The organism is Limnothrix redekei LRLZ20PSL1, from assembly GCF_043235035.1.
Taxonomy (GTDB): Bacteria; Cyanobacteriota; Cyanobacteriia; order CACIAM-69d; family CACIAM-69d; genus CACIAM-69d.
Map to the genome: position 1 here is coordinate 254,518 of NZ_JAZAQF010000078.1, position 26,627 is coordinate 281,144.

Annotated in this window: 23 protein-coding genes; 8 read left to right on the plus strand and 15 right to left on the minus strand. The window is 54.5% G+C overall.

From position 1 onward, the window contains the following. Nucleotides 1-116: 116 nt before the first annotated feature. From VPK24_RS13760 to VPK24_RS13800, 9 genes are all read right to left on the minus strand, one after another. Nucleotides 117-821: a M15 family metallopeptidase gene (locus tag VPK24_RS13760; protein WP_393014215.1), complete on the minus strand. Its 705-nt coding sequence runs from the start codon at nt 819-821 to the stop codon at nt 117-119. A 79-nt stretch (nt 822-900) separates the two neighbouring features. Continuing rightward, entirely contained in the window at nt 901-1,734 is an 834-nt protein-coding gene (gene proC, locus VPK24_RS13765) for a pyrroline-5-carboxylate reductase (protein WP_393014161.1), read from the minus strand. A gap of 177 nt (nt 1,735-1,911) precedes the next feature. Beyond that, on the minus strand, nt 1,912-2,613 hold the full coding sequence (locus VPK24_RS13770) for a cell division protein SepF (RefSeq protein WP_099533630.1): 702 nt from the start codon (nt 2,611-2,613) through the stop codon (nt 1,912-1,914). Nucleotides 2,614-3,280: 667 nt separating this feature from the next. Continuing rightward, on the minus strand, nt 3,281-3,949 hold the full coding sequence (locus tag VPK24_RS13775; RefSeq protein WP_393014217.1) for a YggS family pyridoxal phosphate-dependent enzyme: 669 nt from the start codon (nt 3,947-3,949) through the stop codon (nt 3,281-3,283). A 72-nt stretch (nt 3,950-4,021) separates the two neighbouring features. Next, nucleotides 4,022-4,291, minus strand: coding sequence for a PipX family protein (locus VPK24_RS13780; protein WP_099533635.1), 270 nt, complete (start codon nt 4,289-4,291; stop codon nt 4,022-4,024). 365 nt (nt 4,292-4,656) lie between these two features. Beyond that, nucleotides 4,657-4,785: a hypothetical protein gene (locus VPK24_RS13785; protein WP_393014163.1), complete on the minus strand. Its 129-nt coding sequence runs from the start codon at nt 4,783-4,785 to the stop codon at nt 4,657-4,659. A 163-nt stretch (nt 4,786-4,948) separates the two neighbouring features. Further along, the gene (locus VPK24_RS13790; protein ID WP_393014165.1) at nt 4,949-5,494 is read right to left on the minus strand and encodes a holo-ACP synthase; all 546 of its coding nucleotides are present in this window, start codon (nt 5,492-5,494) and stop codon (nt 4,949-4,951) included. A gap of 58 nt (nt 5,495-5,552) precedes the next feature. Next, nucleotides 5,553-6,926, minus strand: coding sequence for a hypothetical protein (locus tag VPK24_RS13795; protein ID WP_393014167.1), 1,374 nt, complete (start codon nt 6,924-6,926; stop codon nt 5,553-5,555). A gap of 137 nt (nt 6,927-7,063) precedes the next feature. Next, complete coding sequence (locus tag VPK24_RS13800; protein WP_393014169.1) at nt 7,064-8,323, minus strand: extracellular solute-binding protein; 1,260 nt, start codon at nt 8,321-8,323, stop codon at nt 7,064-7,066. Between the two features lie 507 nt (nt 8,324-8,830). On the opposite strand from VPK24_RS13800, the gene VPK24_RS13805 reads away from it, so the two are divergent. Both VPK24_RS13805 and VPK24_RS13810 read left to right on the plus strand, forming a co-directional pair. Beyond that, nucleotides 8,831-9,082, plus strand: coding sequence for a hypothetical protein (locus VPK24_RS13805; RefSeq protein WP_393014170.1), 252 nt, complete (start codon nt 8,831-8,833; stop codon nt 9,080-9,082). A 767-nt stretch (nt 9,083-9,849) separates the two neighbouring features. Then, the gene (locus VPK24_RS13810) at nt 9,850-10,974 is read left to right on the plus strand and encodes a hypothetical protein (RefSeq protein ID WP_393014172.1); all 1,125 of its coding nucleotides are present in this window, start codon (nt 9,850-9,852) and stop codon (nt 10,972-10,974) included. A gap of 64 nt (nt 10,975-11,038) precedes the next feature. On the opposite strand, the gene VPK24_RS13815 is transcribed toward VPK24_RS13810, so the two are convergent. After that, nucleotides 11,039-11,857 (minus strand): TlyA family RNA methyltransferase, encoded by an 819-nt coding sequence (locus tag VPK24_RS13815; protein ID WP_393014174.1) that lies wholly within the window; start codon nt 11,855-11,857, stop codon nt 11,039-11,041. A gap of 142 nt (nt 11,858-11,999) precedes the next feature. Then, nucleotides 12,000-13,091: a 3-isopropylmalate dehydrogenase gene (leuB, locus tag VPK24_RS13820; RefSeq protein WP_393014176.1), complete on the minus strand. Its 1,092-nt coding sequence runs from the start codon at nt 13,089-13,091 to the stop codon at nt 12,000-12,002. Between the two features lie 142 nt (nt 13,092-13,233). On the opposite strand from leuB, the gene VPK24_RS13825 reads away from it, so the two are divergent. From VPK24_RS13825 to VPK24_RS13835, 3 genes are all read left to right on the plus strand, one after another. Continuing rightward, the gene (locus VPK24_RS13825; RefSeq protein ID WP_190356134.1) at nt 13,234-14,250 is read left to right on the plus strand and encodes a thioredoxin domain-containing protein; all 1,017 of its coding nucleotides are present in this window, start codon (nt 13,234-13,236) and stop codon (nt 14,248-14,250) included. 334 nt (nt 14,251-14,584) lie between these two features. Continuing rightward, a complete protein-coding gene (locus tag VPK24_RS13830) occupies nt 14,585-14,797 on the plus strand; it encodes a hypothetical protein (protein ID WP_099533621.1) in 213 nt (70 codons plus the stop codon). A gap of 90 nt (nt 14,798-14,887) precedes the next feature. Continuing rightward, nucleotides 14,888-15,445, plus strand: a complete 558-nt coding sequence (locus VPK24_RS13835; RefSeq protein ID WP_393014177.1) for a glutathione S-transferase family protein — start codon at nt 14,888-14,890, stop codon at nt 15,443-15,445. Nucleotides 15,446-15,651: 206 nt separating this feature from the next. Here the strand turns inward: VPK24_RS13835 and VPK24_RS13840 are convergent, their stop codons facing one another. The 3 genes from VPK24_RS13840 to VPK24_RS13850 all read right to left on the minus strand — a co-directional run bounded on the left by VPK24_RS13840 (nt 15,652) and on the right by VPK24_RS13850 (nt 18,804). Next, entirely contained in the window at nt 15,652-16,857 is a 1,206-nt protein-coding gene (locus VPK24_RS13840; protein ID WP_393014179.1) for a hypothetical protein, read from the minus strand. A 71-nt stretch (nt 16,858-16,928) separates the two neighbouring features. Next, entirely contained in the window at nt 16,929-18,335 is a 1,407-nt protein-coding gene (locus VPK24_RS13845) for a hypothetical protein (RefSeq protein ID WP_393014181.1), read from the minus strand. Nucleotides 18,336-18,537: 202 nt separating this feature from the next. After that, nucleotides 18,538-18,804: a hypothetical protein gene (locus VPK24_RS13850; RefSeq protein ID WP_393014183.1), complete on the minus strand. Its 267-nt coding sequence runs from the start codon at nt 18,802-18,804 to the stop codon at nt 18,538-18,540. Between the two features lie 887 nt (nt 18,805-19,691). On the opposite strand from VPK24_RS13850, the gene plsY reads away from it, so the two are divergent. From plsY to VPK24_RS13865, 3 genes are all read left to right on the plus strand, one after another. Beyond that, entirely contained in the window at nt 19,692-20,366 is a 675-nt protein-coding gene (gene plsY / locus VPK24_RS13855; RefSeq protein WP_393014184.1) for a glycerol-3-phosphate 1-O-acyltransferase PlsY, read from the plus strand. Between the two features lie 342 nt (nt 20,367-20,708). Next, a complete protein-coding gene (pds, locus tag VPK24_RS13860; RefSeq protein ID WP_190356128.1) occupies nt 20,709-22,121 on the plus strand; it encodes a 15-cis-phytoene desaturase in 1,413 nt (470 codons plus the stop codon). 49 nt (nt 22,122-22,170) lie between these two features. After that, nucleotides 22,171-23,124, plus strand: coding sequence for a phytoene synthase (locus VPK24_RS13865; protein WP_393014186.1), 954 nt, complete (start codon nt 22,171-22,173; stop codon nt 23,122-23,124). Nucleotides 23,125-23,203: 79 nt separating this feature from the next. Here the strand turns inward: VPK24_RS13865 and VPK24_RS13870 are convergent. After that, on the minus strand, nt 23,204-26,627 hold a 3,424-nt coding region (locus VPK24_RS13870), incomplete at its 5' end, for an ATP-binding protein (protein ID WP_393014188.1).

A 26,627-nucleotide genomic window follows, 5' to 3' on the forward strand; every position in this document is an offset into this window, starting at 1 on the left:
ACCTGGTTTTCGGTGGCTCGCCCATGGTGGCTTGTCGTGGGGGTGCGGCATCCTCAGGCGCGATTCCTTAGGCGCGATGCGCGATCCCTCAGGTGCGACTCCTCAGACCCGGCCTCTCAGGCGCGGCCATATTGGGCTAGGGGTTGACCGGTGCGATCGGCCCACAGTTGATCGCCCCAGGAAAAGTGCCACCACTCTTGGGCATGTTGAGCAAACCCGCCCGCGGCCATGGCCCGTCGCAACAGTTGGCGATGGGCGTGGAACTGCTGGTGTTGGGGATCGGTGGCGGGGGCGAAGTGGTCGGGAAATGAGCGATCGGAACATTCATCGATCGGGGATCCCATGTCCAGCGGCAGCCCGGCCGCGTCAATCAGGGTCAGATCCAGGGCGGCTCCGGTGCTGTGGGGTGGTGGGGTGGCGGGGTGGTCGCTGGGGCTAGCCCAAAACTGGCTAACGCGCGATCGCAGGGCTTGGGTTTGGGGATGCTGGGGATTTTGCGCCAGGGCAACGGGATCGAACCCTTCCATGAGGGCCAATTCGGCAAAGGTGTAATCCACCATGAATTGCTGAACGGCCAAGGGGCGATAGGCATCAAAGATGGCCAGTTGCCAGCCCGGTTGTTGTTGGGCTAACCATTGGGCGGCCTGCAACAGCCGATCGAGCACACCCGATCGCACCCAAAAGGGCGATTGGTCACCATAGGGCGCACCCAACACCGCGTAGGGATGCGGATTCCAGAGATGGAAGCGATCGGGCGGAATGGGCACTAGGGGTTCGCCACAGTCCGCGATCGGGATTTTTTGATAGGGCTTGAGGGCCATGGGGTTCATGGGTGCGGCGGTTGCGGAGCCTGAGGGCAGAGCCTGAGGGTAAAGCTTGAGGGTTCATCAACGGCGAACCCTAGGTGCGGCCCAATTCCTGCGATCGTTGCCAGGCTGCGCGCACCGCTTCAATGGTGGCGGAACGGAATCCAGCTTGCTCCAGGGCGGCCACCCCCGCGATCGTTGTGCCGCCGGGACTGGTCACCCGATCTTTCAGGATTGCCGGGTGCAGTTGGCTGTCTTGCAACAGTTGGGCGGTTCCCAAAACCGTTTGCAGGGCCAGGGTGCTGGCAGTGGCTCGGGGCAACCCGGCCGCCACACCCCCATCGGTGAGCGCTTCCACAAACAAGGCCACAAAGGCCGGCCCCGACCCAGACAACCCGGTGACCGCATCCATCAAAGATTCCGGCACTTCCACCACTTGCCCGATCGCCCCAAAAATCTGGCGAGCCTGTTCCATGGCCGCCTGCTCGGCCAAAGAACCGGGGGCGATCGCCGTGACCCCTGCGCCCACGGTGGCCGGTGTGTTGGGCATGGCTCGCACCACCGGACAGCCACCGAAGGCCGCTTCCAGTTTGGCCAAGGTTGTGCCGGCCAAAATCGACAGGATCAGGGGCGATCGCGCGGGATCCCAAGCACCGGCCACCTGGGCCGCCACCGTGGCAAAAACTTGGGGCTTGATGGCCAAAAGAACGATTTGGGATTGGGCCAGGAGCGATCGATTGTCATCGGTGACCTGTACCCCATAGCGCTCGGCCAGGGTCGCTCGGCGCTCGGCCATGGGTTCACTGACGCAAATTTGCGCTCCAGGAATCACGTCCCGATCGCACAACCGGGCCAAAATTGCCTCGGCCATCACGCCCCCGCCAATTACGCCCAACTGCCAAACCGCACCGGCCCCGGAATCCGTCATAAACCTTGTCTCATGCTGAATTTTTCGATCCAATCGATGCGGATTGGATTGACCTAGGGCAAAAATATAGGGCAATAGATTGACTACTGCCCTACAGTTTGGCCCGGTGTTCAAGGGCCCCTCGATCGTGATTGATCGTTGAAGATTGAGCCGTGATTAAACCTACTGAGCGGCGGCCTACTGAGCGGCGGCCTGCTGGAAGCGATCGGTTGCCCAAACGGGGGCTTGGCCAGGGCGAGCGGCAGCCTGGGCCGCAGCCTGAGCTTGGAACACTTCGCGCACCAAACCGCTGTGGGTGCTGACCTGCACACAACTGGGCGTGAACAGGAAAATGCTTTCGCCAATCCGCTCTTGGTGACCATCCAGGGCGTAGGTTCCGCCAGCGATGAAGTCCACGGAGCGTTGGGCCTGGTCAGGATCCATCATCGTTAGGTTCAACACCACCGACTTCCGCTCCCGCAGGGCCTGAATCGCTTGGGGCATTTCCTCAAACGAGCGCGGCTCCATCACCACCACTTCGGAAATTCCGTTTACCGCACCCGGCATACCAATCACGTTGCTCATAGAAGAAGTTGTTGGGGTTCCAGTTGTCGCGCGGGGGCTGGGCGGCACAATCGGCTCGGGCGATCGGGCCGCAGCCGGTGCCGGAAACCCACCGGCCAACGAAGCGGATGCATCAGCAACGGCGGCATAGCGACGGCTACGGCGGGCGTTGGCCTCATCCGTGGGAGCCGCAGCGGGCTGGGATTCCGCCGCTGGTTGCTGATACGAACCACGGTAGCCATTGTTATTGCTATCGTTTTCGTCGTAGTCGTAATCGTATTCCACTGGATCACCCAGACCCACAAAATCCCGAAGTTTCGTAAAAATAGCGTTCACCTCGTCCTCTCCACTTACTAACCACGTTGGGGGCTGGAGTACCGACGAGTTTCTAGGGGCTGATTGAACGCCGCCAAAACTCCGTCGGCTTGGTTGCCTAACATCCACTCCTCGACGAACCACCATTAACCACTATTTAAACCGCCATTGACCACAAGAGTTGCATCATTGCTTCCGGCGGGATTGATCGTCACCTTCAGCGTTTTTAGCGCTTGTTGTCTTGAAAATGGGGTTCCAGCGCGGGGCTGTTCAATGATTGTTGAATGGGTTGGGGTTTAGGTCGCCCCGATTTTATCAGACTGGACTAAAAGCCGCCTGCTGAAAGGTCTGAATTCTGAATCCAGACCCAGATTCCCCAATCAGCACCCCAATGAGCTATTCAAAAGGAGCCATATATTGATTGGCCGCCCATTTTTTGGTCAATAGTCTACTCCAATTTTTTTGATTCCACCATGATCGGGTTGGCCGCTGAAGGATGGATGGTTGCCAAGGACGATCGGGCTGCGGAGGGGGAGCGATCGGGGTTGGCGGTTATCTATGGTCACCATTCACGAAGATCAGTGGTCGATCGGGTCAAAATTGGCCACTTTCAGGCAGATCTTGACAGATCTTGCTGAATGGTTGGGGAATTTTTTGTGCAATCTCCTCAATTCAACGGGTGAGGAATCTAGGCCCGATCGCCAAATAGGGTTCGTCCTAGGCGAATCATGGTGGCTCCCGCTTGCAGGGCGATCGGCCAATCGTTAGACATGCCCATCGATCGCTCCGTCATGGCCAAGCGTTGCCAAGGTTGGGCTTGGATTTGATCCGCCAGCGATCGGGCTTCGGCAAAAAAGTCCGCTAATTCCGCTTCGCTTAAGCCCAGGGGAGGAATTGCCATCAATCCTCGAATTTGCAGATGGGTTAACCGATCCAGCTCGGGCAAGGCCGCTTGCAGTTCACTCGGCGACCAACCGGCCTTGTTGGGGTCGGGCCGCAACTTCACTTGCAGACAAATTTGGGGCGGGCGATCGCGCTCGGCGGCCAAGCGATCGAGCCGTTGGGCCAACTCCAGTCGATCGACCGAATGAATCGACTCAAACAGTTCCAGGGCTTTTTTGGCCTTGTTGCTTTGCAGTTGGCCAATTAAGTGCCAGCGAATATCCGTCAGGTCACTGAGGGCGGCGCGTTTTTCTGCCGCTTCCTGCACGCGATTTTCCCCAAAGTCCCGAATCCCGCATTCATAGGCTTCTCGCACGCGATCGGGGCCAAAGGTTTTGGAAACGGCCATGAATCGCACCGAGTCCGGCAAATGATCGCGCAAAAACTCGACCCGCTGGGACAAACGGGGCAGCATAGCCAAAGCCTGCACCCAATCCTGGGACATAGACGGCGCACTCATGGCAACAGGATGATTCGTAAGGCGATTTTACTGGAAGGTGCGCTGGTAGGCGGCCCGCACCGCTTGATATTCCTCTCGGTTGCCATTGCGCTGAAGCGCTCGCATTCTGACCTCGACCATGGTTCGGGCATCGCTGCGGGTAACCGGTTCAAACCGGAGGCCCGTCTCCGCGATCGACACCAAAAAGAACAGACGATGGGCGTATAGCGTCGTAAATAATTCGCGACTGTTTTCCAGCCGACAAATCATCAGCAATAACCCAAACGTGGGGTGATTTAGATAGGCTTCGAGGCTCATTCCAGCTCTAGTGGGGTAGGACAGCAAGCCGGCCACCCAGAGCGCTTGGCTCGGGATGGCCAAGGAAGTGCGATCGGGTTAGTTCATGGCGTGCAGATTGCCATCAAATCATGACGCAGCAAAACGTTCGTGTCGAACAGTTGCATCGAACAGTTAATAGTATCGGAATGCGATCGCCTTTCGCCGGGATAGCCTGTGAAATCTCTGCGGGGTTTCTCAAATTTCCAGGAATTTGGCAAGTCTTTGCTAACGGGCGATCGGGCTTTTGGGTCAAAATTTGATCGGGGGATTGACCAAAATTCAGCCCGATCTGGTTGAAATGCCAAGTTCCGATGACTGCGCCGGGATCAGAGACCGGGGATCAGTCAAACACAATCCTTGTCTAGGTTTGCTGCTTTGTTGGGGCGATCGAGCCGATCGGCTCCCAGATCCGATTCTGGATGGTTTGGCTGCCTAACGTTGAGCCGTGGGGCCGGGGCGAGAACCGTTTTCATGGCCAGGATCATCCCGAAACCCAAGATGCTGCGGTTTCAGGGAAATGTTACGGCGGGCTAACTTTCTCAGGATCCGTCGAATTCCACCCCAAATTTTCGCCCCCAGAGACAGCGCCCAATTCAATCTCCGATCCGATACCTAATCCAATACCTAATCCAATATTCAACATTCAACGTCCGAGCCTGTGCGGGCTGCCTTGGGAGCTGGGCCCAAAGAGCCAGACTCCGATCCACAAACCAGAATGGCGGAAGCGGTGGCATAGTCCCGATCGTGGCTGAAACTAACTTGCCAATGGGCTTCGGGTCCAGCACTGGCAGCGGCGGGATGGGTTTGGCAATGGAGGGCACAGCGGCGATCGAGGGCGGCCAGGGCCCGGCCATGCAAACAAACGCCCGGTTCGCCCGTGGCCCGGCGGGTAATTTCCACATCCTTGTAACCCACCCCATGCCAGCCTGTGCCCAGGGCCTTGACCACGGCTTCTTTGGCGGCCCAACGACCCGCCAACCGATTCACCACATCGGGCGTGAGGTGGTCGTTCAGCAGAGTTTCGGGATTGAGGGTTTCCCAAGGGATCGATCGAGCCAGCGATCGCCAACAAGTTTGCTGTTCCTGGGGAGTATAGATCCGTTGCAGAAAGCGGCCCCCGAATCGATCGAGGGCTGCTCGGATGCGGGGGATATAAACCAAGTCAGTACCCAGATAAAACACGGCGACCTAATATCCAAAGTCCAAACCCGAAATCTAAACCCCAATCCCTGACCCCTGCCTAGTCCGCAGAGCCAGCGGAGTTCAGCCGCTGTTGCCAAGCCCGATCGACCGCTTCCGGGTTCAGGGCTTCTTGCTCCGTCACGTCCATTTCTGTGGTGTAGGTCAAATCCCGATCGGTGATTTGGTTGCGGGCTTGGGTCAGTTGCTGTCGGGCGGCCAACTTGCGGGACAAGTCAGGATCTGGATTGGTCACCAAATCCGCCAGGGCACTGCGCTGCTGGTTGCGTCGCTCGATCGCCCGATTGCGCCCCGAAATCACCCACCAGCGAACCGCCGGAATGCTCAAAAATGCGCCGCTGTAGCCCAATCCCAACAGACAGGTAAAGCGCAAGAACCCATAGGCCTCGCCAAAGGTTGCCGCATCCCCCGCCGCAATCAGCCCCCCTAACACCAAGGACAACGCCAACAGCGCCACCCCGAGGGCGATCGCCCCGGCCCGTTGCCCCGAGCTGGCGCGACTGAAGTTATAGATACGCTCCGACTGGAATCGCGGCAGGGTTTCGGGCAGATCAGCCAAATCCTGCACGGTGGTTTGCAAGTCGGGGAACTGATAGATAATTTCGCCGCGATCGGTCACCTGGGGATGGCCATTAAACCGCACCAAAACTGGCAACATCCAATCTTCGTCAAGGTCTTGGACCTTGGGCATTGCCCGATCGGGCAGCTCCAGATAGGGAGCCACCTGTTCCACCACCACCGCCCCTTGGTTTTGGCGAATCACTTGGGCAATCAGTCGCCAACGTTCCTTTTCCAAATACAAATTCGGGTTGCCATCCCCAAACAAAAAGGAATAGATCGCCTCTAAAAAGTTGAGATCGGGCTTTTCCCGTCGCCGTTGGTAAGCGTAGTTGTCGTAGTCGAGCCACCAGATCCAAGTCCAATCGGACCAGCCGTAGTAGCCACCCCCGATCGGGAAACCAATATTCCAACTGCCCGAGCTGGAGCCAGCCCCCCGCGAATCGCCGCCACCACCACTATCACTGTCGTTGTCCCGCGAGCTGCTGAGGGCCACCAAAGCCACCACGATCGCCGCCACCACTGCCACAATCAACAGCAACAGCACAATGCCAACGGACAGCCGAATCAGGTAAAACAGGACTTTCCAAATCTTGGCCCAGGTTTCCTGGAGTTGGAGTTGCCAGAACTTGTTGCGCAGAATGTCGCGAAAGTCGCGGGAGAAAACGTAAACCACATCACCGGACTCGGCCACCTGCAGGTTACCGCCGGCCGAAGTCGCCAACACCATCAACCCCCGTTCTGCCAGGTTTAGATCCAAACCCGCTTGGGCAGCCACATCGGCCACGGTGACACGGTAGTTCAGTTGCTCAACGGCTTCTAACAAGCCAGATTCGATCGCGGGCGCAGCAGCCATAGGTCTATAATCAGCCGCTCTGGGTCTTTTGCGGTTTTGCTCAGTGCTGTTCTCAGTATAGGGAAGCCCTTTGGGTTTGAGCTTGGGCCTGAGCCGATCCCAACCGGTTCGGGCCGCTGGGCTAAACCTGGGATTGCTTAAGCGACCGATCGACGCATCGCCACCCACAGGTCTTGATATTGCCGTAGCGACTCGACCGGCAACGGCTGCAACAGTTCGCAGCGATCGAGCCGCTCAGGCGTTGGCAACAACACATTTCGCTGAACGTTTGCCGTCATGGCCGCGCGATCGCCCTCCAGCCAAGGAGCCGGAGCCGCATCTACCCACCCGGCCAACCCTTGGGCAATGTCCGATCGCCAAGCAAGACTGGCCCACAGGGTCGCCAAATCCAGCGATTCCGGAGCCGCATGAACCGGCCGCACCCACAGATCCGCCCACAGGGCCGTGCCCGACTGGGGAACCACCGCCCGCAAACTCCGTTGGCGAGCCAGGGCCGTCACTACCTCATGGGACCAACCCACCGCCACCCAAGCATCCCCCAACAGCAGCGGTTGCAAATAATCCTGAGTGGCATAGATCAGGGCCTGTTGATTGAGGGCCGCCAGGGCAGCGGTTAAGCCGGTTACGGACTGGGGCTGAGCTTCGTTATACGATCGCCCCAATCGCTTCAGGGTCAGCCCAATCACCTCCCGAGGTTGATCGAGCAGCACCACCTTGCCCCGCAACTCCGACCGCCATAAGTCCGCCCAATCCTGCGGTTCCCATCCCAAGGCCGCAAACCGATCGGGCCGGTAAACCAAAACCGTCGTTCCCCAACGGTAGGGAATTCCCCACAGAGATCCGGCGCGATCGGGCAATCCTTGGCGATTGAGTTGGGTGACGGACTGCCAGCGATCACCCAAAGTTACCCCTGTCGGGCGATCGGGCCAGGGCTGGATCCAACCGCGCCGCACTGCCCCCGCCAGCCATTCATGGCCCAGCAAGCCCGTTAGCCCCACCGGACCCGCCCCCGCCGGCCGCAAAAACGGAATCCACGATCGCCAATCACCTTGGCCAATGGTGGTTCCCGCCGGATCCCGCTGCCAGTCTTGCAACTGTTGCATCAACAATTCCGCTTGATCCAGCAAAGTCAGGTGAATGCCTCGGGTGGCTCCCTGCGCGTTAGCCAGCCGTCGAAAGGCTTGGAGTAATTGGGCAGGAACCGTATTTTCGATCGCCAGCACTGTCAAATCATTGGGATTGCGCCGTCCACAGCCCCCCAGCAACAGTCCCGCCGCGATCGCCCCAGTTCCGAGCAACCATTGCCGCCGCCCCCACCGAGGCTCCAGATCCACCGCCATTCCGGGCGATCGATCCCCCCTCAACTCCGCCCTTGCCTCGGAATTTTGCAAAGTCATGGCCGCCTAAATTGCCTTATTGATGCGAAATTGATGCGAAATTGATGCGAAATTGATGCGAATTGCGCGTCGTTTGCTCGTTAATTGCGCATTCATCGCGCATTCATTGTGCAGTGGTTTGCCAGGTCATTTTAGCGATCAATCCTCGATATTTGAAGTTTTATAAAGTTTTGACAAGTTTTTTATGGATCTTTTTCTAAAAGATCATTCTTCGGAAAAATACGAAACACTTTCCAAAACAACAATATCCTGCACAATCTACCATGCGGATAATCGTTAAATGATTCAGCGATTGCTGAACTTTTGAGGATGGGCTATTTACGATAAAAACACAAGCATTCGCCAGTGCAATCCAAAACCATGCGCTGACCTCCTATGGAACCATTGCAAGATCAAATTACACTCCTCAACCACAAGCTCGATGCGCTACATCAGTCGATTGAAACACTCTTGGGACGTTTAGCAAGTCGTGTTTCTTCCGAAGAGTCATCGTCCTTACATGAACCAATGGCTCAGATTCTTCAACGGGGTGCGGCCTTGGTTGATTCTCCCAGCCCTGTCCTCTATTCCATGGCTGATCTGAATGCTGAATATAAAGATATTCTGATCGATGATAGCTATCGAGAACCGAGCGATCGCGCGGGAGACAAGGAACTCACGCCGGAAATTCAAGTGCAACGGTTAATGGCTCAATTAACTGCTGCCTACAATCGGATTGCCGACTTAGAGGAACAGCTCCTTTCGCGACGGATCCATTAACTTGGATGCCGCCAAGCAACGAGTCGATCGACCCTTTGCCTTGGCCTCAATCCGATTGTAGGCAAGTCTTAAATTGACAGTCATTCGTCGATGACGGTTCGGATTTGGGTCAATTTCATCATGCCTTTCTCATCTCCCAAAGGGGCAACTTTGAGACTGCTGTTGTTAGCTCGTGATCAAAAATTTGATCAGATCCTTGAAGTTTTTTTGAAGAAATTTCTCTGAATTTTGTGGGATCAGCGGATCGCGTGGAAGTAATTCTGTTAAAGATCCCCAACCATCGCCCATGCTTCACGCATCAGGCTTCAGCAAGGGCAGAACGTGCCACCGCTGATAGATCACGATCGGTGCGCAATATTCAATTCTGGAACCTTCAAGCTCAGTGGTTACTCCAGAATTCGTAATCACCCTCTGACTTCCTTAGCAGATTGGTGGAAAGACTTTACAAACCACTATGTGGCTGCTTATCCTCTGGCTCGAAGGGGGTGATGTAATGCCAATGGCCGATTTAGGGGGGCTTGGGTTGCGATCGATCGCCCCCTGAAAGCCCTGAACAGCCCTGCAAAATCTTGAACAATCAGCGTTGTCGCCCAGTCCAAAGTCATTGGTCGGAATGATGGATCGGGGCGCATCGCTGTTCATCCTGATCCGGACTCTCGGCTAGCGTTTCTGACCTGTGCAAATTTATGGGGCGAGAATGGTCTCAATTAGGATTACTTGTCCAATCTCGTTCTCTTGCATTCCATCTCGTTCTCTTGCATTCCATCATGCAGTACTCCACGCTTGCACGCTCTGGCCGCCACATCACGATCCTCATCAGTGCGATCATCCTGCCACTCCCCTGGCTGAGTGCTTGTGCTCCTAGCCGCCTTAGCCCGGAAGTGACGATTGCGCTCGCCCCGTTGGCCGTTGCCTGTAGTGGTCAGCCAGTTGCTGAAGCCGCCGACTACGATCCCAAAAATCCAACACCCCCGATCGTGGCGATGGTGGCAGATGGTAGCAATTTTGTTGCTGACGCTCTGTACCTAGATGCCAAAGCCAAACAGGCAACCGTCATTAAAGAAACCCAACTCGTGCTGTGTGTTGCCCCCGAAAAGCCAGAAGTCATCGAAACCTGTCGCTACTCATCAGGTTCCAGTGTTGAACGGTTTTCCCAAAAAGTTGGTCTGAAATTAGTCAGCGCCAAAACGGGCAAAGTGCTCACAGAAGCCCAGCCGACCGCCGAGGCCAAACCCTGCCCCGAATCGTTGACCACGCGCGAAGGATCAACCCCCAATACCGACCCCCTGACAGCCGAAATTCCGCTCATGGATCTCGTCCAGTCTTGGGGCCTCACGGCGATCGCCAGTGCCACCCCAACCGTGCAGACTTCCTCCACGGCCAACGCATCACCAGCCGCCCCAGGGGCCAGCAACGCCAGCACGCCCAAGGAACAGTGCAAAGCCCTAGAAGCCCTCACCAAGAGCGACTTTGGCTACGGATTAAAGGCTCAAATTGAAGTGCAGTCCAGAGCCAACCAAATCAAAGATCCGAATGACGATATCCAGTTGCGTGTTGCGAATAACATGGGCAAACAATCCATGGCAGCGCATTTGCCGGCCGTGGCGAAGGCGATCGCCCAAGCTGAAGCACTGTCATTATCAGACAGCTCCTTGCAAGCCACTCGCGATCGCTTCTTAGCAGGATTGCAGGGGATGGAGAAAGACTTAAAAGCCTTTGACGGTTTAGTGAAAGAGTCGGCAGTAGCGATCGAAAACCAGCCCATCGATCGCCAAAAAATCCAAGCCATGAACCCCAAAATGAAGCAAATTGCTGATGCTCTGACGCAAAAATCTAAGGAGCTATCAGAAATCACGATCAATGTTTCTGTTCTTTGCTCAACCATCAAATAATTGCGTTTACTCTAATTGCGTTTATCCAATCATAATTTGAGGTGTGTTTGGGCTTCATTAATAACTAGTCATCAGCGGCTTGTGCCACGGCCAAAAATTCCGCCAAATTGGGAGCCGATCGCCCCGCAATTTCTTCGTCACGCAACCAAAGCAAAAATTCCACATTGCCCGCTGGGCCGGTGATGGGCGATCGCACCAGGCCGCCGTAGTGCCAACCGATCGCCTCGGCCGCTTGCCAAACCGTGGCGATCGCCTCCGCCCGATCGCGCGGATTCCGCACCACGCCGTTTTTGCCCAGGCGATCGCGCCCCACTTCAAACTGCGGCTTCACCAGCAAAATCACCTCGCGCGGCGGTTGCAACAGCGCCCATAGGGCCGGCAACACCTTCGTCAGGGAAATAAACGACACATCCGCCACACCCAAATCGGGGAGCGGATCGTCCGGCCCGTAAAGTTCCGCTGGGGTCAGGTGGCGCAGATTGGTGCGTTCGCGCAACACCACACGCGGATCCTGGCGCAGGCTCCAGGCCACTTGCCCATAGCCCACATCCACGCCATAAACCTTGGCCGCACCCGCTTGCAACAGGCAATCGGTGAAGCCGCCCGTGGAAATGCCGCCATCGAGACAGACCCGACCCGTGGGATCGATCGGGAAGGCCTCCAGGGCGTGGATCAACTTTTCGCCACCCCGGGACACAAAGCGCGATCGGGCCGCTACTTCAATCTCGGCATCTTCGGCGATTAGGGTTCCGGGCTTGTCGATGCAGGCGCGATCGACCCGCACTTCACCAGCCCGAATCCACCGTTGGGCCAACTGACGCGACTCGCACAATCCGCGACTCACCAACAGCGCATCTAATCGTTGTTTGCCCGTTTTTGCCACCCAATCAACCGAAATTAAAGGATTTCTGCCAAGATCCTGGATTTGGGCGCACAGCGGTGCGCCCCTACAGACCGGAAACATTGGGTAGGGGCGCACCGACGTGCGCCCTCCGGTTTCCCGATTCCGTGCGCCTTCCGGTGTCTTACGCTTCGTTCAACACGGCGATCAAGGCCTCGCCCATGGCCGTGCAACCCACCAGGGTCTTGCCTTCGGACATGATGTCACCCGTGCGGAAACCCCGATCGAGCACTTCATTCACCGCCTTTTCAATTCGGTCAGCGCCCTCGGGCAGATCTAACCCATAGCGCAACATCATCGCCGCGCTCAACACATGGGCCAACGGATTCGCCTTGTCTTGGCCCGCAATGTCCGGCGCGGAACCATGCACCGGCTCAAACACACCCGGCTTGCCCGGTTCGCCCAAGCTCGCCGAGGGCAACATGCCGATACTGCCGGTCAACATCGCCGCCGCATCCGAAAGAATGTCGCCAAACAGGTTGCCCGTGACGATCGTATCGAACTGTTTCGGTGCGCGAACTAACTGCATCGCCGCGTTGTCCACATAGAGATGAGACAACTCCACATCGGGATAGTCCGCAGCCACGGCCGTCACCCGATCGCGCCACAGTTGCGACACTTCCAACACGTTCGACTTATCCACCGAGCAAAGCTTGCTGCCCCGACGTTTCGCCGTTTCAAAGGCCACGCGGGCGATTCGATCGACCTCGCCTTCGGAATAAACCATCGTGTTGACACCGCGCTTTTCGCCGTTTTCGCCCTCAAAGATGCCGCGCGGTTGCCCAAAGTAAATGCCACCGGTCAGCTCGCGCACCACCATGATGTCCGTGCCTTCGACGACTTCCCGCTTGAGGGTCGAGGCATCCACCAACTGGGGCAAAATCGTCGCCGGCCGCAGGTTGGCAAACAGACCCAAACCCGCCCGCAGACCCAGCAGACCGCGCTCGGGCCGTTGGGCATTGGGCAAGCTGTCCCACTTGTAGCCGCCGATCGCCGCTAGCAGCACCGAGTCACTGTTGCGGCAAATTTCCAGGGTGCTGGCGGGCAAGGGTTCGCCGGTTTGGTTGATCGCGCAGCCCCCGATCGGCGCTTCGGTGAATTCAAAGGTCACCCCAATCTTTTGGGCGACAGTTTCGAGCACCTGAACAGCAACGCGGGTAATTTCGGGGCCAATGCCATCACCGGGCAGCAGCGCAATGCGATAGGTCTGGGTCACGGGTCGGTCAAATGTCGGGAGGGTTGAACGGATTTCATCATAGGACGGGAGGCGGCCCTTTCCATGGAAGATTTTCCCGACGACTTAGGGCATAGTCGTGAAGACAAATGATTGATGGTTATCCAGATAAAAGGTCTAAATCATGAGTTCCAAAGTTGATATCACAGCCCAAAATTTTCAGAGCGAGGTGGTGAGCAAATCCAGCGAGAAGCCGGTGGTTCTGTACTTTTCCTCGCCCACTTGCAGCGCCTGCCAACAGCTCAGCCCAGTTCTAGAAGAGATCGTTAAAAACTACGACGTGGTTTTGGCCAAGGTGAACACTCAACAGGAAGTGGGCTTGGTGCAACAGGCGGGTGTGCGATCGACCCCCGATGTGCGCTTGGTGCAAAGTGGCCGCGCAACGGATCAGTTTGTGGGTGCAGTGTCCGGCAACGAGGTACGCAGCTTTCTCACTCGCAACAGCGTGAACTTGTTGGCGGGGCCTAAATTTTTGGACTTGACCAATGACAGCGATAACCGTGTTATTCCCGTCAATAGTCTCAGTGAATATCCCAGCGGGGTGCGGGCCTTGGGTGGCAATGACACCGTGACTGGTTCTAGTGACGTGGATGTGCTGTTTGGCAATGCGGGCAATGACCTGCTGTTGGGCAACGATGCCAACGATGTGCTCAATGGCGGTGCTGATAATGATGCGCTGGATGGCGGCTTGGGCAATGATCTCCTAAGTGGCAACCGGGGCAATGATTCTCTGGTGGGTGGCGATGGCAATGACATTCTGCGGGGTGGTCGGGAGAACGACACGCTGTTGGGTGGTGATGGGGATGATGTGTTGTCCGGCGACTTTGGCACGGATGTGCTGACGGGGGGCGCGGGCCGAGATTTGTTTGTGTTGCGGGCTGAGGAAGCCGTGGCCGGAGCCGGGGTGCAAACGGTCGATCGAATTGTGGATCTCAGCGTTAGCCAAGGAGATGTGGTGCTGCTGGCGGCGGATTTCGCCATTGCTGATGTGACGGTGACCGCTGGCAACGTGAACAACAGCGGAGCGGCCGATGCCATCATCAGCCGTACCTCCACCGGGGCCCTGTTGGGGGTGGTGCTGGATCAAACGCCGGATGTGGTGCGATCGGCCTTGCAGGTGATCCCGCCTTCCTCCCTCTAAACCGGCCCTGCTCAGTTGGCTGGGGGCTGCTAGGCGATCGCCCTGGCAGTCCCTTTTGTTTTGGTTGGTCTGGATATCAGGCTGCTCGGGTTGCAAGGGAGGTTCCTGGAGCGGAGATGGTTAAAAACCAGTTACAAAACTGGACGCTGAATCGCTGCCACCGCCAACGAGATGATCAGCCTTTCAGCGATCGGGCGATCGGCCAGCCTCCGTAGTTTCACGGCTGCCCCTCTCCGGATTTGCAACGCCCACGACAGTAAGAGTCATCAGGAGCGCGACGCAATCCAATCGCGACCCTGGCTGACCTTCACGACTCGCATCAGGGGCTTGAATCATGACCGCACTTCAAACTTGCACCCGCATTGGCCAAAGCTTGACCCTCGTGGGCGTAATTCTGGGTTCGGCCGCCGTGATGCAACCGATCGATGGCCATTCGATCGATGCCGCGCTGGTGGCGGCCGTCGCGCCCCAAAGTGCCTCAGCCGCCCAGCCCACGCCCCCCGACAACGGTGGCCCCAGCCGCACTCAAGGTACGGGCACTCGCTAATTCTCCGGGGCGGGGGTTTCGGTTGGGGCCCTGCGTTAATGATTAAAATTTCAGTCTGAGCAAATTAATCAAAACTGGGACTGAAATTCAATGGCTATTAAGCTTTATGGCGGTGCGCGCAGCCGGGCCTCGATCGTGCAGTGGTATCTCGAAGAGTTGGGCCTAGACTACGAGTTCATTTTGCTCGACATGCAGGCCGGCGAACACCGCCAACCGCCGCTGACGGACATTAACCCCTTTGGCAAAGTGCCGGCCATTGAAGATGGCGACTTCAAATTGTGGGAATCCGGCGCGATTTTGCTCTATTTGGATGCTAAGTACGGCCCCGAAAAATCCACGGAGCAACGGGCAGTGGATCAACAATGGACGCTGTTTGCCAATTCCACCGTTGCCACCGGAATTTTTGTGGAAGCTAACCGCGATCGGGAAGCTCCGCGCTTGTTGGGCGGCATCAACGAGCTGTTGAGCCAGTCGTCCTATATCACGGGTGAAACTTTCGGGGTGGCGGATGTGGCCCTGGGGTCAATTTTGGCCTACATCCCCATGATGCTGAAAATGGATCTGTCGCCCTATCCAGCACTGAGCGCTTACCTGAAACGGCTGAGTGAGCGGTCGGCCTTCCACAAGGCGATCGGCTCGCGAGCTTAGACAGCGCGGCCGGCCCAGGGATCGGGATCAACCTCAAGATCTCAACAAAAAAGCTCCCAACGAATACGCAAAGGAAAGTGGGGGCCGATCGGGCGATCGGCCCCCATGCTTCGTGCTCAATTCGTGCTCAATCTGAACGGATCAGTTCGCTCACGCCCCGATCGCCCGCTGGTGGGTGGCAACGGGAATTGCAAGCATCGCAGGAACTACTTGCCTTCCACAAACGCCTGGCAGCAACAGAAGGGTTGCGCGGCCGGCGCAGGCGTTGGCGTGGGGGTTGGCGCAGGGGCCGGAATCACCGTCTTGCTGCCGCAGATCACCTTTTGCAGCAGTCCCGTAAAACCACTCAGGGCATCTTGCGAAGTGAAACCCTGCCCGCCGGTTTCCTTGGCCACGCGAGCATATTCACCCTCGATTTCTTTTTTCACACTGGCCTTCACACCGGATGTCCCCAAATAGGTGTGGACTTTCACCTTGGTTTGCTTGGCCGTGGCGATCGCCCGGTTGGCGGCTTCGATATCTGCCTGATCCTGCTTGGCGTTCTCGTTGCCCCCTTCCAAGGACTCATCACCCAGGAAGAAGATGGCCCGCGATGCGCCCGATCGCCAGTCAAAGTTCAGGGACACATCTTCGATCGCCCTTGCGCCGTCCTCTTGGGCCCCGCCGCCGGCCACCGTGCCCACCTTGCGGCCCTTCAGCACCGATTCCGACACCTTAGCCGTTTCCGTTAGGTAATTGCGCACGGTGCGATCGAACCGCGTTCCCTTAAACACCCCCTCAATCCCCAAATAAGTCACCCGCAAATCAGAAGGGCAACTGGTTTTGGCCGCCTCGATCGCTGCGCCCACCGCCTCACTCAGGGCCGTCGCCTCATCCTTCATCGACACGCTGGAATCGATCACCACCACCAGATCCACCTTGGGAATCGTCAAGACCTCCGTGGGCGAGGGCGTTGGCACCGGGGCGGGCGCGGGAACCGGCGCGGCGGATCCGCCCTGGCCGGTCATGGTGGCCGGAGCCAAGGTGGGCCATTGCAGCCGCTTTTGGGTTGAAACATCCCCATTGCCCCGGTGACCGGAAATGGGGCCCAGGCGGTTCGGTTGGGCTTGGCCAGCGGTCATGCCGTGGCTGTTGTAGGGATGGTTCCAGAGGTTGAAATCAAACCGATAGTGGGCCCCCTGCCAACCATTCGTCCAGTTGAAATTAATCAGTGCGCTGATATCCAGCGTGCCCGTCACCGGGTCGCTATACCAAAACGACAGCATCTTATTCGCCGTTCCGCCGGCCGACGTGCCGAAGTTGTATTGAATATCAACCCCATCCGGCGGCCCTTCATAGGCAAAACAGCCCCGGCCATAAACCGAACCATCCGGATTCAAGGTGTGAAAAACAAAACTCGTGACCTGAGGCATAGCAGCAAATTCCTGTGAGGTTTGGGCTTGGTGATCGTGAAACGTTGGGCAAACCGCTGATTAGTGAACCCTTATGATTCAACGTAGGCCTGGCAGCAACAGAAGGGATGTTCAATGCGACGCGGTTCGGGCTTGCTGCCGCAAATCACGTCTTGCAGCAGGGATTGGAAGCCCCGCAGTGCATCCTGGGAGGTGAAGGATTGACCGCCTGTTTCCCGGGCCACCCTGGCGTATTCCCCTTCAATTTCCCGGCGAACTTTGTCTTTCACTGACGAAGTCCCAAAATAGGTATGCACCCGCACGCCAGCTTCCTTGGCCACCGCGATCGCGAGGTTGGCGGCTTCGATGTCTCCTTGATCTTGCTTGGCATCCTGGTTCCCACCATCCAAGGACTCATCGCCCAGGAAGAACAGGGCCCGCCCAGCCCCCGGCCGCCAGTCAAAATGGCGACTCAGATCCTCGATCGCCCTTGCGCCGTCTTCTTGGGCCCCGCCGCCGGCCACCGTGCCGCGTTGGCGACCCCGCAACTCGGACTCCGCCGCTTTGGCCGTTGTGGTGAGGTATTTGCGAATGGATTGATTAAAACGGGTGTCTCGGAACGTGCCTTCAATGCCCAGATAGACCACTCGCAAGTCAGAGGGGCAATGGGCCCGGGCCGCCTCGATCGCGGCGGAAACGGCCGCATCCAGCGCCACCGCTTCGTCCTTCATGGAAACGCTGGAGTCGATCGCCACCACCAAGTCCACCAGCGGGATCGTCACGCCATCGTCTTCGATGACTTCGATCGTGGGCTGCCCGATCGCCACCCACTCCAACTTGCGCCCTTGACAGCTTCCGTCTTCCGTCGCCCCCCGGTGCGCAGACACATGACCCAGTTGCTCCGGCGTTGCACCACCGGCCACCAAGCCCCGATCGAAGTCTGGCTGGGCCCAGGCATTGAACCGAAACTGTTGCTCGCCTGCTCGATCGCTAAAACTCAAGCTCAACAGAGCGCTGAGATCCAACACACCAACGATCGGGTCGCGATACCAAAACGCCGTCAAGGTTTCCGCACTGCCCCGGCGATAGTCCACCGAAGACTCGCTGCCATTCCCTAGGGTAAAGCACCCTTTTCCAAACTCAGTGCCGTCGTTGTTCAGTACCCGAAAGGTGTAGGACATCGCTTGGGTGGACGGTGCTGAGGTAGAAGAATCTGCTGTTGCATTTGTTGTTTCCGTGGCCGAACTCCAGGGAATCACAACACTGGGCGTGACATCCAGCCAACCACCATCCGTGACCGTGCCCACATCCACCAGCGATTGTGCGTCCAAAAACTCCATCAACCGCTCACCATCGTCCTCAAACCGATAGTGGCAAATGCCCTGATCAGCAAAAACAACCAGGTCTGAATCTTGACGATAGACGACCTTAACGAAATTGGCTCCATCAATTTCCCAGCGGTAGCCAGGCATCGCTTCCACAATCTTTTGATTCTTCACAAATCACTTCTCCAAAAAGCACTGCAACCCTAGGGAAACACCAGGCAACTGATTTGGTTGATCGAGTCGATCGAGCTAATGGGGCTAAGGAGTCTGTCGATGGGTTCTCAATTGGAATCTTGTTTGAGTGGCTAACCTGCGTTCTTGCGAAATTTAGCCATCACCCTTGAATTAGCCCATTGCTGATCTCGATCGCCGTGATCTACTCCAAACGAATCTGCTTATTGGCTAATTCCAAATCAAACGGGTAATCTTCATTTCCCCCCGCAAGGGCCTTTTGGAAAGTTTCCTCATTCGCAAACTCACTGACGCGAAACCACCAATCTTCAAATACAATCACCCGCCCATCGGGACAGCGGTAGACCAAGACATGGTAGTCGTCGCGAAATTCGTTGCTGAGATCAAGAACCTCACCACCCATTGCTTGAGCAGCGGGTTCTGCACTGTTCACTTTCCAATCCACTGACATGTTGCACAATCTCCAGCTTAATTGGAGGGTTGATCAGACTTTCCAATTGGACTCTACAAATTGTGCCTCAAGCTAATTGGAATTTGAGAGAAGTTAATGTTAATTTTTTCATTTTTCTGAATAGTTCCGTATAAACACGCAATTGAAAATTAGCAATAATCTTTCTTAAGAGAAATCATTTTATTTTTAAATATTTGCAATACATTTTTTACACAAAACTTCAATTAATTCCGATTCTCAGTCTAATTGAGTTCTCGTTTTGTTGAAACTTTTAGTGTTTGACCCCAAAAAAGATTTAAGAATCATTTTCTGAAAACTTCAACTTAATTGAACTTTATTTGATGCTTGAGTATGAGTGAGATAATTGCTGAAATTTGCAAAATTCCCAAAAATTCAAAAATTAAATATTTTTTCTTGATTTCAAATCATTTTCAATATCTGTATTTTATTTTACATTGATATTTTTGAAAGAAAAATAATGCCTGAAACAGAAACTTTGGACTGAAAGGCATTTAAAAAAACTGACTTTGCCTGTTGATACAAGCGATCCACGATCGACTCCCGTTGACGATCGAAAGTGATCCGCCATTTTTAGGTTGGCTGGCGTTCGATCGTCTGAATTTTGAGGATGATTTGTGGTGGCTTTGGGCTGCTGCTGCCCAGCCAAAGACGAGGATCAGGGCGATCGGGGGTTGAAGTCAGGGTTGGCAATTTTTTTGACCTGTCTGCCGGGCGCTGGTGTGATAAATGATGCAGCCGGACTGAGAGAGCGCAGCAAACGGTCACCATTGCCCTGTGACAAAGCAACACGATCAAGGCGACTGCATGGGCTGCATTGGCTGATAAAGTGGCGTTGAATTCAGCTTGGCGTTGGCGGACTGGAAACTATGGCTGTTGCGATCGCACTAGGATTACTCGTTTTGGCCTACCTGCTCGGCTCCATCCCCGCTGGATATCTAGCCGGGCGCTGGCTCAAAGGTATCGACATCCGCCAATATGGTTCCGGCTCCACCGGGGCCACCAACGTGATGCGCACCGTGGGCAAACCAGCCGGGATCACTGTCTTTATCTTCGACATCCTGAAAGGGGCGATCGCCATTGGACTGGTGCGCGCCCTTTGGACTGGCGACCTCATCGTCGATCCCACCTGGCTGGCAATCAAGCCCTGGTTAGAAGTGGTCGCCGGTCTCACCGCCGTGATTGGCCACAGCAAATCCCTGTGGCTGAATTTCCAGGGCGGCAAATCCGTCGCCACCAGCTTGGGCACGTTGCTGGCCCTGTCTTGGCAAGTGGGCTTGGGCGGGTTCGCGGCCTTCTGCGTGGTGCTGGCCATTTGGCGATATGTGTCCCTCGGGTCGATCGTCGGGGCAATCATGGTCAGCGTGTTGATGCTGTCTTTGCAAAATCCCTTGCCCTACTGTTTATTTGGCTTGGCAATTACGGTGTTTGTGATTGCGCGACACAAGACCAACATCAGCCGCCTGTTGAAGGGAACAGAACCCAAATTTGGACAAAAGGTGCAAATTCCCGAGCCTGTGTCCGACAGCGCCAGCGGTTCTTAGGATTTTGGCCCTACTTCTGTGGTGGTGTGCCGGGTCGAAAGCAGGCCGGTCAAAGATCGGTTAAGTCTTAAAAGCTTGACGAAGCGCCACTTAACCTTGATGGATTGGGGGCTTGGGCCTCTGGCCTGGCTCGATCGGGAAGTGGCCTGGGGATGACCATCTTCTGATTTGCCCCCAAATGTAACGAATTGCAACGTATAATAGCTCTGAAAAATTAATTCTTAAGAATTATTCAAGGGAATCCAACACCCATCGCATTTCAAGCGCGATCGGGCGGTTTCCACCCCCATCAGCCCTGTGGCTTCCGTTGTTTACCCCTAGCGAGTAGGACTGTTGAAATCCATGCGAGTTGCAATCGCCGGTGGCGGCCTAGCGGGCCTGGCCTGTGCCAAATATTTGGTCGATGCGGGACACCAGCCGATCGTGTTGGAACGCGAGGCCGTGTTGGGTGGTTTGGTGGCCGCTTGGAAAGATGAGGATGGTGATTGGCTGGAAACGGGGCTGCACGCCTTTTTCGGCGCTTATCACAACATGAAGCAACTGATGGGCGAGCTAGACATTCTCGATCGCCTGCAATGGAAGCGCCACGCTCTGGTGTTTAACCAACCGGAAAAGCCGGGAACCCTGTCTTGGTTTGATGTGCCGGACATTCCCGCCCCTTTTAATGTGATCATGTCGATTCTGCGGAATAACGACATGCTGACCTGGGAGCAAAAAATTCGATTCGCGATCGGGCTATTGCCGGCGATCGTGCGGGGTCAGCAGTACGTGGAATCCATGGATAAGTACAGCCTCTTGGAATGGCTGCGGCTCCAGGGGGTGGATGAGCAGGTGAACACTGACATTTTCATCGCCGCCTCCAAGGCCCTGACGTTTATTAATCCTGAGGATGTGTCGGCTACGGTTCCCCTGACGGCGCTGAATCGGTTTTTGCAAGAGCGCTATGGGTCCAAGGTGGCTTTTTTGGATGGGGCCCCGCCGGAGCGGTTGTGCCAGCCGATTGTGGACTATGTGACGGCTCGGGGCGGGGAAGTGCGCACCCAAGCGCCGCTGAAGGAAATTGTCTTGAATGGCGATCGATCGGTGAAGTCTTTCATTGTGCGCGGTCAAAACGGCGCGCCCGATGAGGAAATTGTGGCCGATGCTTTTGTGTCCGCCATGTCGGTGGATGCCTTAAAGATCATGATGCCGGATGCTTGGAAAGCCGTGCCGGAGTTCGAGAAGCTGCAAGGCCTCGAAGGTGTGCCGGTGATCAATGTGCAAATTTGGTTTGATTGCAAGTTGCCGACGATCGACCAGTTGTTGTTCTCCCGATCGGATATCCTCAGTGTTTATGCGGATATGAGCCGCACCACTCGGGAATACGAAGACCCGGATCGATCGATGCTGGAATTGGTGTTGGCTCCGGCCAAGGATTGGATCGGCCGCTCCGATGAAGACATCATTGCTGCCACCATGGACGAGCTGGCAAAGCTGTTCCCCGATCACATTCCCCACCAGGCAAAAGTTCGCAAAGCCAAGGTGAAAAAAACGCCCCGATCGGTCTACACGGCCCGGCCGGGATGCCAGGCCCTGCGCCCCCAACAGGAAACCTCGATCGGGAATTTTTTCCTGTCCGGTAGCTACACCATGCAAGAGTTTCTAGGCAGCATGGAAGGGGCTGTGCTTTCTGGTAAGCTGACAGCGCAAGCGATTGTCCGCAATGCCGCGCGCCTTGAGCGCGATCGCGATTTGGCCCTGGCCGCTTCCGCCTAAGCCACTCCTTTGACTGACCCATCGACCTTTCCCAGCCCCGCCGGTCTTCATGCTGCACTTGCCTGACCCGCCACGCACTAACACCCTGGCGACCCTGGAAGAATCCTATGAGTTGTGTCGCCAGGTCACAGCCAAGTACTCCAAAACGTTCTATTGGGGCAGTGCGCTGATGCCGTTGGCTAAGCGGCGGGCCATCTGGGCAATTTATGTTTGGTGTCGGCGCACTGATGAACTGGTCGATGGGCCCATGGCCAAATTGACCACGCCGGAAACCCTGGACGATTGGGAACGGCGACTCGAACAGCTTTTTGGTGGCCATGCGCTGGATGATTCTGATGTGGCCCTGGTTGACACGATCGGGCGCTACAACCTAGATATTCAGCCCTTCCGCGACATGATCGCCGGGCAGCGAATGGATCTCTATCGCAGTCGCTACCAGACCTACGAAGAGCTAGAGCTATATTGCTATCGCGTGGCGGGCACGGTGGGCCTGATGACCACGCCGGTTTTGGGGGTGGCTAGCGAGCCGACCCGCGCCCCTTGGGATGGGTTTTTGCAAATGCAAACCAGCCCCGATCGCAACCCGGATGACCCCACGGAACGGGCGATCGCCCTCGGCATTGCCAACCAGCTCACCAACATCCTGCGAGACGTGGGCGAAGACCGCCACCGGGGCCGAATTTATCTACCCTTAGAAGATTTGGAGCGATTCCGCTACACCGAGCAGGACTTGATGAATGGTGTGGTTGACGATCGCTGGCGTGCCCTAATGCAGTTCCAAATTCAGCGGGCCCGCACCATTTTCGACAGCGCCGCCAAGGGCATTCGCCTGCTCCACCCCGATGCTCGCTGGCCCGTTTGGGCTGCTTTGATGCTCTACAGCCGAATTTTGCACTCGATCGAACGCAATGGTTACGACGTGTTCAATAAACGCGCCTATGTCCCTACTACGGGGAAAGTGCGCTGTCTGCCCGTGGCCCTGATGCGATCGCAGGTTCTCTAGGCCAAGCTGTCAACCCGTCGCGCAAAATCGTTGGGCCAGTTGATCGGTGCTCGTCAGCGGCTGGCTCAATTCAAACTGCTCAGCCCTTGATCGGCAATTGAATTCGGAATGCAGCGCCTTGTCCTGGCTCCGATTCAACGGTCAGACTGCCGCTATGTTTATCCACTACGATTTGTTGGGCGATCGCAAGACCCAACCCTGTGCCTTTACCCACGGATTTTGTGGTGAACAAGTGGTCAAAGATTCTTGACTGCACTTCTGCATTCATCCCCTTGCCATTGTCCCGAATCGTAATTTGTACCTGGTCGTTAACCAGCGTTGTGCTGATGGTGATCTGTTGAGGATGCGCTTCTAATTCCTTGAACGATCGCCCCTGGGCTATCTCATCAAACATATCGATCGCGTTAGCCAGAATATTCATAAATACCTGGTTGAGCTGTCCCGGGAAGCAATCGATCAGTGGTATTTCACCATAGTTGGTAATCACCTCGATCGCGGGTCGATTGGCATTCGCCTTGAGTCGATATTTCAGAATCAGCAGCGTGCTATCAATCCCTTCATGCAGGTTGGCGCTGACTTTATACTCCGTATCGGCACGGGAGAAGGTACGCAGGCTGGTGCTAATGCTTTTGATGCGATCGGTTGCTCCTTGCATTGAATTCAGGAGTTGGGGCAAATCTTCGCAAACATATTCCAAATCAATATCTTCAGCGTGATCTTGAATCGGAGAAGTGGGACTAGGATAATGCTGCTGATATAGGGCTAGATGTTCAAGCAAGTCTCGCACATGCTCTTTGCCATTATTGATGCTGCCATTGAGGAAGCCGATCGGGTTGTTAATTTCATGGGCAACCCCCGCCACTAGGTTCCCCAAAGATGCCATCTTCTCGCTCTGCACCATTTGCAATTGGGATTGTTCTAATTGTTGAGCATAAAGTTGAGCTTGTTGAGCATAAAGTTGAGCTTTTTGGTAAAGGCTGGCATTTTCTAAAGAAATAGCAGCCTGAATGCAAAGAAAGTTGAGCACTGCGATGCGATCGCTCGTAAATACATCGCTAGTGGAGTGATTTTCCAAATACAAAATCGCTCGTAGCTTTCCTTGATTGAGAATCGGCAAACATAGAACACTCTTCGGCTGATACTGCTTCAGGTAATCACCAATTACTGGAAGATCAGTTTTGAGATCATCAACCATCACCGTCGTCGCAGTGTTTTTTACATATTGAATAAGCTTTACAGGAACTGTTAGGTTATTATCTAGCGGTGCAGACTGCAAAGTTACTCGCTCTAGGTCTGCCATCACCCGCACTTGCCATTGGTTTTCTTCGCAGAGCATTAAAGCACATCGGTCTGCCCCAGAGTTCTCAAGCATTGTCTGAGCTAGCGTTTGTAGGAGTTCATCCAGGGCGATCGTGCTAGCAAAGGTCTGAGAAATTTGCAACAGAGTCGATAAATCTAGAGTGTGATTGATGTTGCTGGATGAATGCGTGCGAGGTATGGAATGAATTGAATAAGCAGGAGTAGCAAGACTTGAGAGGGTATCTAAGATAGTCAAGCGCTGGCTGGTTGCTTGCAAAACGGGTTGCAATAATTGAGGATAACGTTCCTCTAAATCTGCAACTTTAGCTTTTGCGCCCCAGCGAGAATAGCAGTAATAGGCTTCTTGCATGTGAATCGCAGCAATTTTGTCCTTACCCCAATCGAGATAAAACTTAGCAGCAAGTTCATTAGCGAGAGCTTCTTCTTGAAGGTATCTATTTTCTTTAGCTCCAACAATGGCAAGATCGTAATACTCTATTGCTTTATAGAACTCACCCAATATCCGACAATATTCAGCTTCCATTAAATGAAATTTATGCTGATAATTATTTGGGGCGTGAATTGCCCATTGTTGCATACTCAATTTCCTATTATTTAATGTCTTTAACATGCTAGATTGATCGGAACTATTCAAATCAAAGTAAGATGCAACCTTGGCTAGATAATCATAAAATGTAAATATTGATAACGCGATATTACCTGTCACAGCATCTAGATGCTTTTCTGCATGTTGTAGAGCTTCTTGTGATTCAGAAATATACCCCATCAAGAAAAATAAGCTACCATGATTTAAAAGTGCATGAAATAATCCGTGAAAGTCTTGTTGTTGACCGAGACGTTCCAAAGTATTAGCCCGATCAGATTGCACTTTTGGGGTATTAACGTGTTTTTCCTGTAGTAATGACAGAATCGACTCCAAGTAAAATTGAGTCCAATTCATGGCCGAGTCTTGGTTCAAGCTTTTCAGTATTTCAACACCATCAGCCAATTGTTCCTTGAGTGAACTCAAGTTGATTCCGGAAAAATAAGAGCAAAATGAATAATGAAACATTGCGTACCCAGAGAACTCGAGTTCACCTTGCTCAATTCCCCATTGGTGTACGTTCTTCAGCAATGCAACTACATCATCAATATGATCTCTCCAAACATTAATGAACACACTGACACAAAACATGGTTCTAACTTGAATTTTGCGATCATTAAATTGCTCAGCTAATATCGCTGCAAGATGTCCAAATTGATATCCATTTTCTATTTGATTTTTGTCGCAAAGCAAAAGTCCATAGCAAGCATAGCCAAATGATGAAAAAGCAGTATTTCCATAGTCCAAAGATAGATCAATGAGCTTAAAGACCATTATTTGAAACAATGGTGCATTGATTTGATAAATCGTAGGGACAGCGCATTGAAGAACTTGAACTACAGCCAACCATTTTCTATCTGTCATTCTTGACAGTTGACTGAGAGTTTCAATCGAGTTGTTTACCAGGCGAAATATCTTAGTCTGTAGCTCTGTGAAGCTTTGATCTACTGCTTCTGGGCTGGGTTTCTCTGGACAGTTAATACCTAATTTTTCAAGAACTTGTAACGCAAGGTTGACAACTTCTTGCTGTTTAGTTTGAGCAGTATATGCTTGAATTTTTGTCTGATAAGCATCAATTTGGTCTAGTACACTGGTAGTCTGATTTAGTAGAACAGATAACCACCGCTCCATCAATATAAAATCTCCCGAAAGGTAAGCCGTTTCTCCGGCGAGGCTATACAAATCGAGAGCCAAGTTATATTGAGAACTCCAAACATTTGGAGGTAGTAGAGAAATAGAAATCTTGAGATAACCAAGTGCTGCATCATAGGCAATGGAGTTCTTTGCTTTCCGACCGGCCAAAATATCCAGGTGAATGAGGCTCATCCTATCTGCTTCACTGGACAAGATCAGATCCAGAGCTTGATTCCAGTGATTCACAATATCGAAAATGCTATATTCCAGTGTCTCAATGCTCGTGCTTTCTAATAGCAATCGACCAATGCTTAAATGAGTTGATTGTTTTTGATCCCTGGCAATCAAAGAATAAGCCGCCTGTTGCACCCGATCGTGCAGGAATCGATAGGCTGGATTGGCATGATTCTGAGCTTCAATCTGCTCAACTGCCTCAGACTGAAAAAACTTGTAAACCTGCGTGATC

What these genes read in the sequence shown, in the direction of transcription:
- VPK24_RS13760 (WP_393014215.1), bottom strand. Translation starts at nt 821, where the DNA reads ATGGCCCTCAAGCCCTATCAAAAAATCCCGATCGCGGACTGTGGCGAA.
- proC (WP_393014161.1), bottom strand. Translation starts at nt 1,734, where the DNA reads ATGACGGATTCCGGGGCCGGTGCGGTTTGGCAGTTGGGCGTAATTGGC.
- VPK24_RS13775 (WP_393014217.1), bottom strand. Translation starts at nt 3,949, where the DNA reads ATGCTGCCCCGTTTGTCCCAGCGGGTCGAGTTTTTGCGCGATCATTTG.
- VPK24_RS13780 (WP_099533635.1), bottom strand. Translation starts at nt 4,291, where the DNA reads ATGAGCCTCGAAGCCTATCTAAATCACCCCACGTTTGGGTTATTGCTG.
- VPK24_RS13785 (WP_393014163.1), bottom strand. Translation starts at nt 4,785, where the DNA reads ATGAAAACGGTTCTCGCCCCGGCCCCACGGCTCAACGTTAGGCAGCCA.
- VPK24_RS13795 (WP_393014167.1), bottom strand. Translation starts at nt 6,926, where the DNA reads ATGGCTGCTGCGCCCGCGATCGAATCTGGCTTGTTAGAAGCCGTTGAG.
- VPK24_RS13800 (WP_393014169.1), bottom strand. Translation starts at nt 8,323, where the DNA reads ATGACTTTGCAAAATTCCGAGGCAAGGGCGGAGTTGAGGGGGGATCGA.
- VPK24_RS13805 (WP_393014170.1), top strand. Translation starts at nt 8,831, where the DNA reads ATGGCTCAGATTCTTCAACGGGGTGCGGCCTTGGTTGATTCTCCCAGC.
- VPK24_RS13810 (WP_393014172.1), top strand. Translation starts at nt 9,850, where the DNA reads ATGCAGTACTCCACGCTTGCACGCTCTGGCCGCCACATCACGATCCTC.
- VPK24_RS13825 (WP_190356134.1), top strand. Translation starts at nt 13,234, where the DNA reads ATGAGTTCCAAAGTTGATATCACAGCCCAAAATTTTCAGAGCGAGGTG.
- VPK24_RS13830 (WP_099533621.1), top strand. Translation starts at nt 14,585, where the DNA reads ATGACCGCACTTCAAACTTGCACCCGCATTGGCCAAAGCTTGACCCTC.
- VPK24_RS13835 (WP_393014177.1), top strand. Translation starts at nt 14,888, where the DNA reads ATGGCTATTAAGCTTTATGGCGGTGCGCGCAGCCGGGCCTCGATCGTG.
- VPK24_RS13840 (WP_393014179.1), bottom strand. Translation starts at nt 16,857, where the DNA reads ATGCCTCAGGTCACGAGTTTTGTTTTTCACACCTTGAATCCGGATGGT.
- VPK24_RS13850 (WP_393014183.1), bottom strand. Translation starts at nt 18,804, where the DNA reads ATGTCAGTGGATTGGAAAGTGAACAGTGCAGAACCCGCTGCTCAAGCA.
- plsY (WP_393014184.1), top strand. Translation starts at nt 19,692, where the DNA reads ATGGCTGTTGCGATCGCACTAGGATTACTCGTTTTGGCCTACCTGCTC.
- pds (WP_190356128.1), top strand. Translation starts at nt 20,709, where the DNA reads ATGCGAGTTGCAATCGCCGGTGGCGGCCTAGCGGGCCTGGCCTGTGCC.
- VPK24_RS13865 (WP_393014186.1), top strand. Translation starts at nt 22,171, where the DNA reads ATGCTGCACTTGCCTGACCCGCCACGCACTAACACCCTGGCGACCCTG.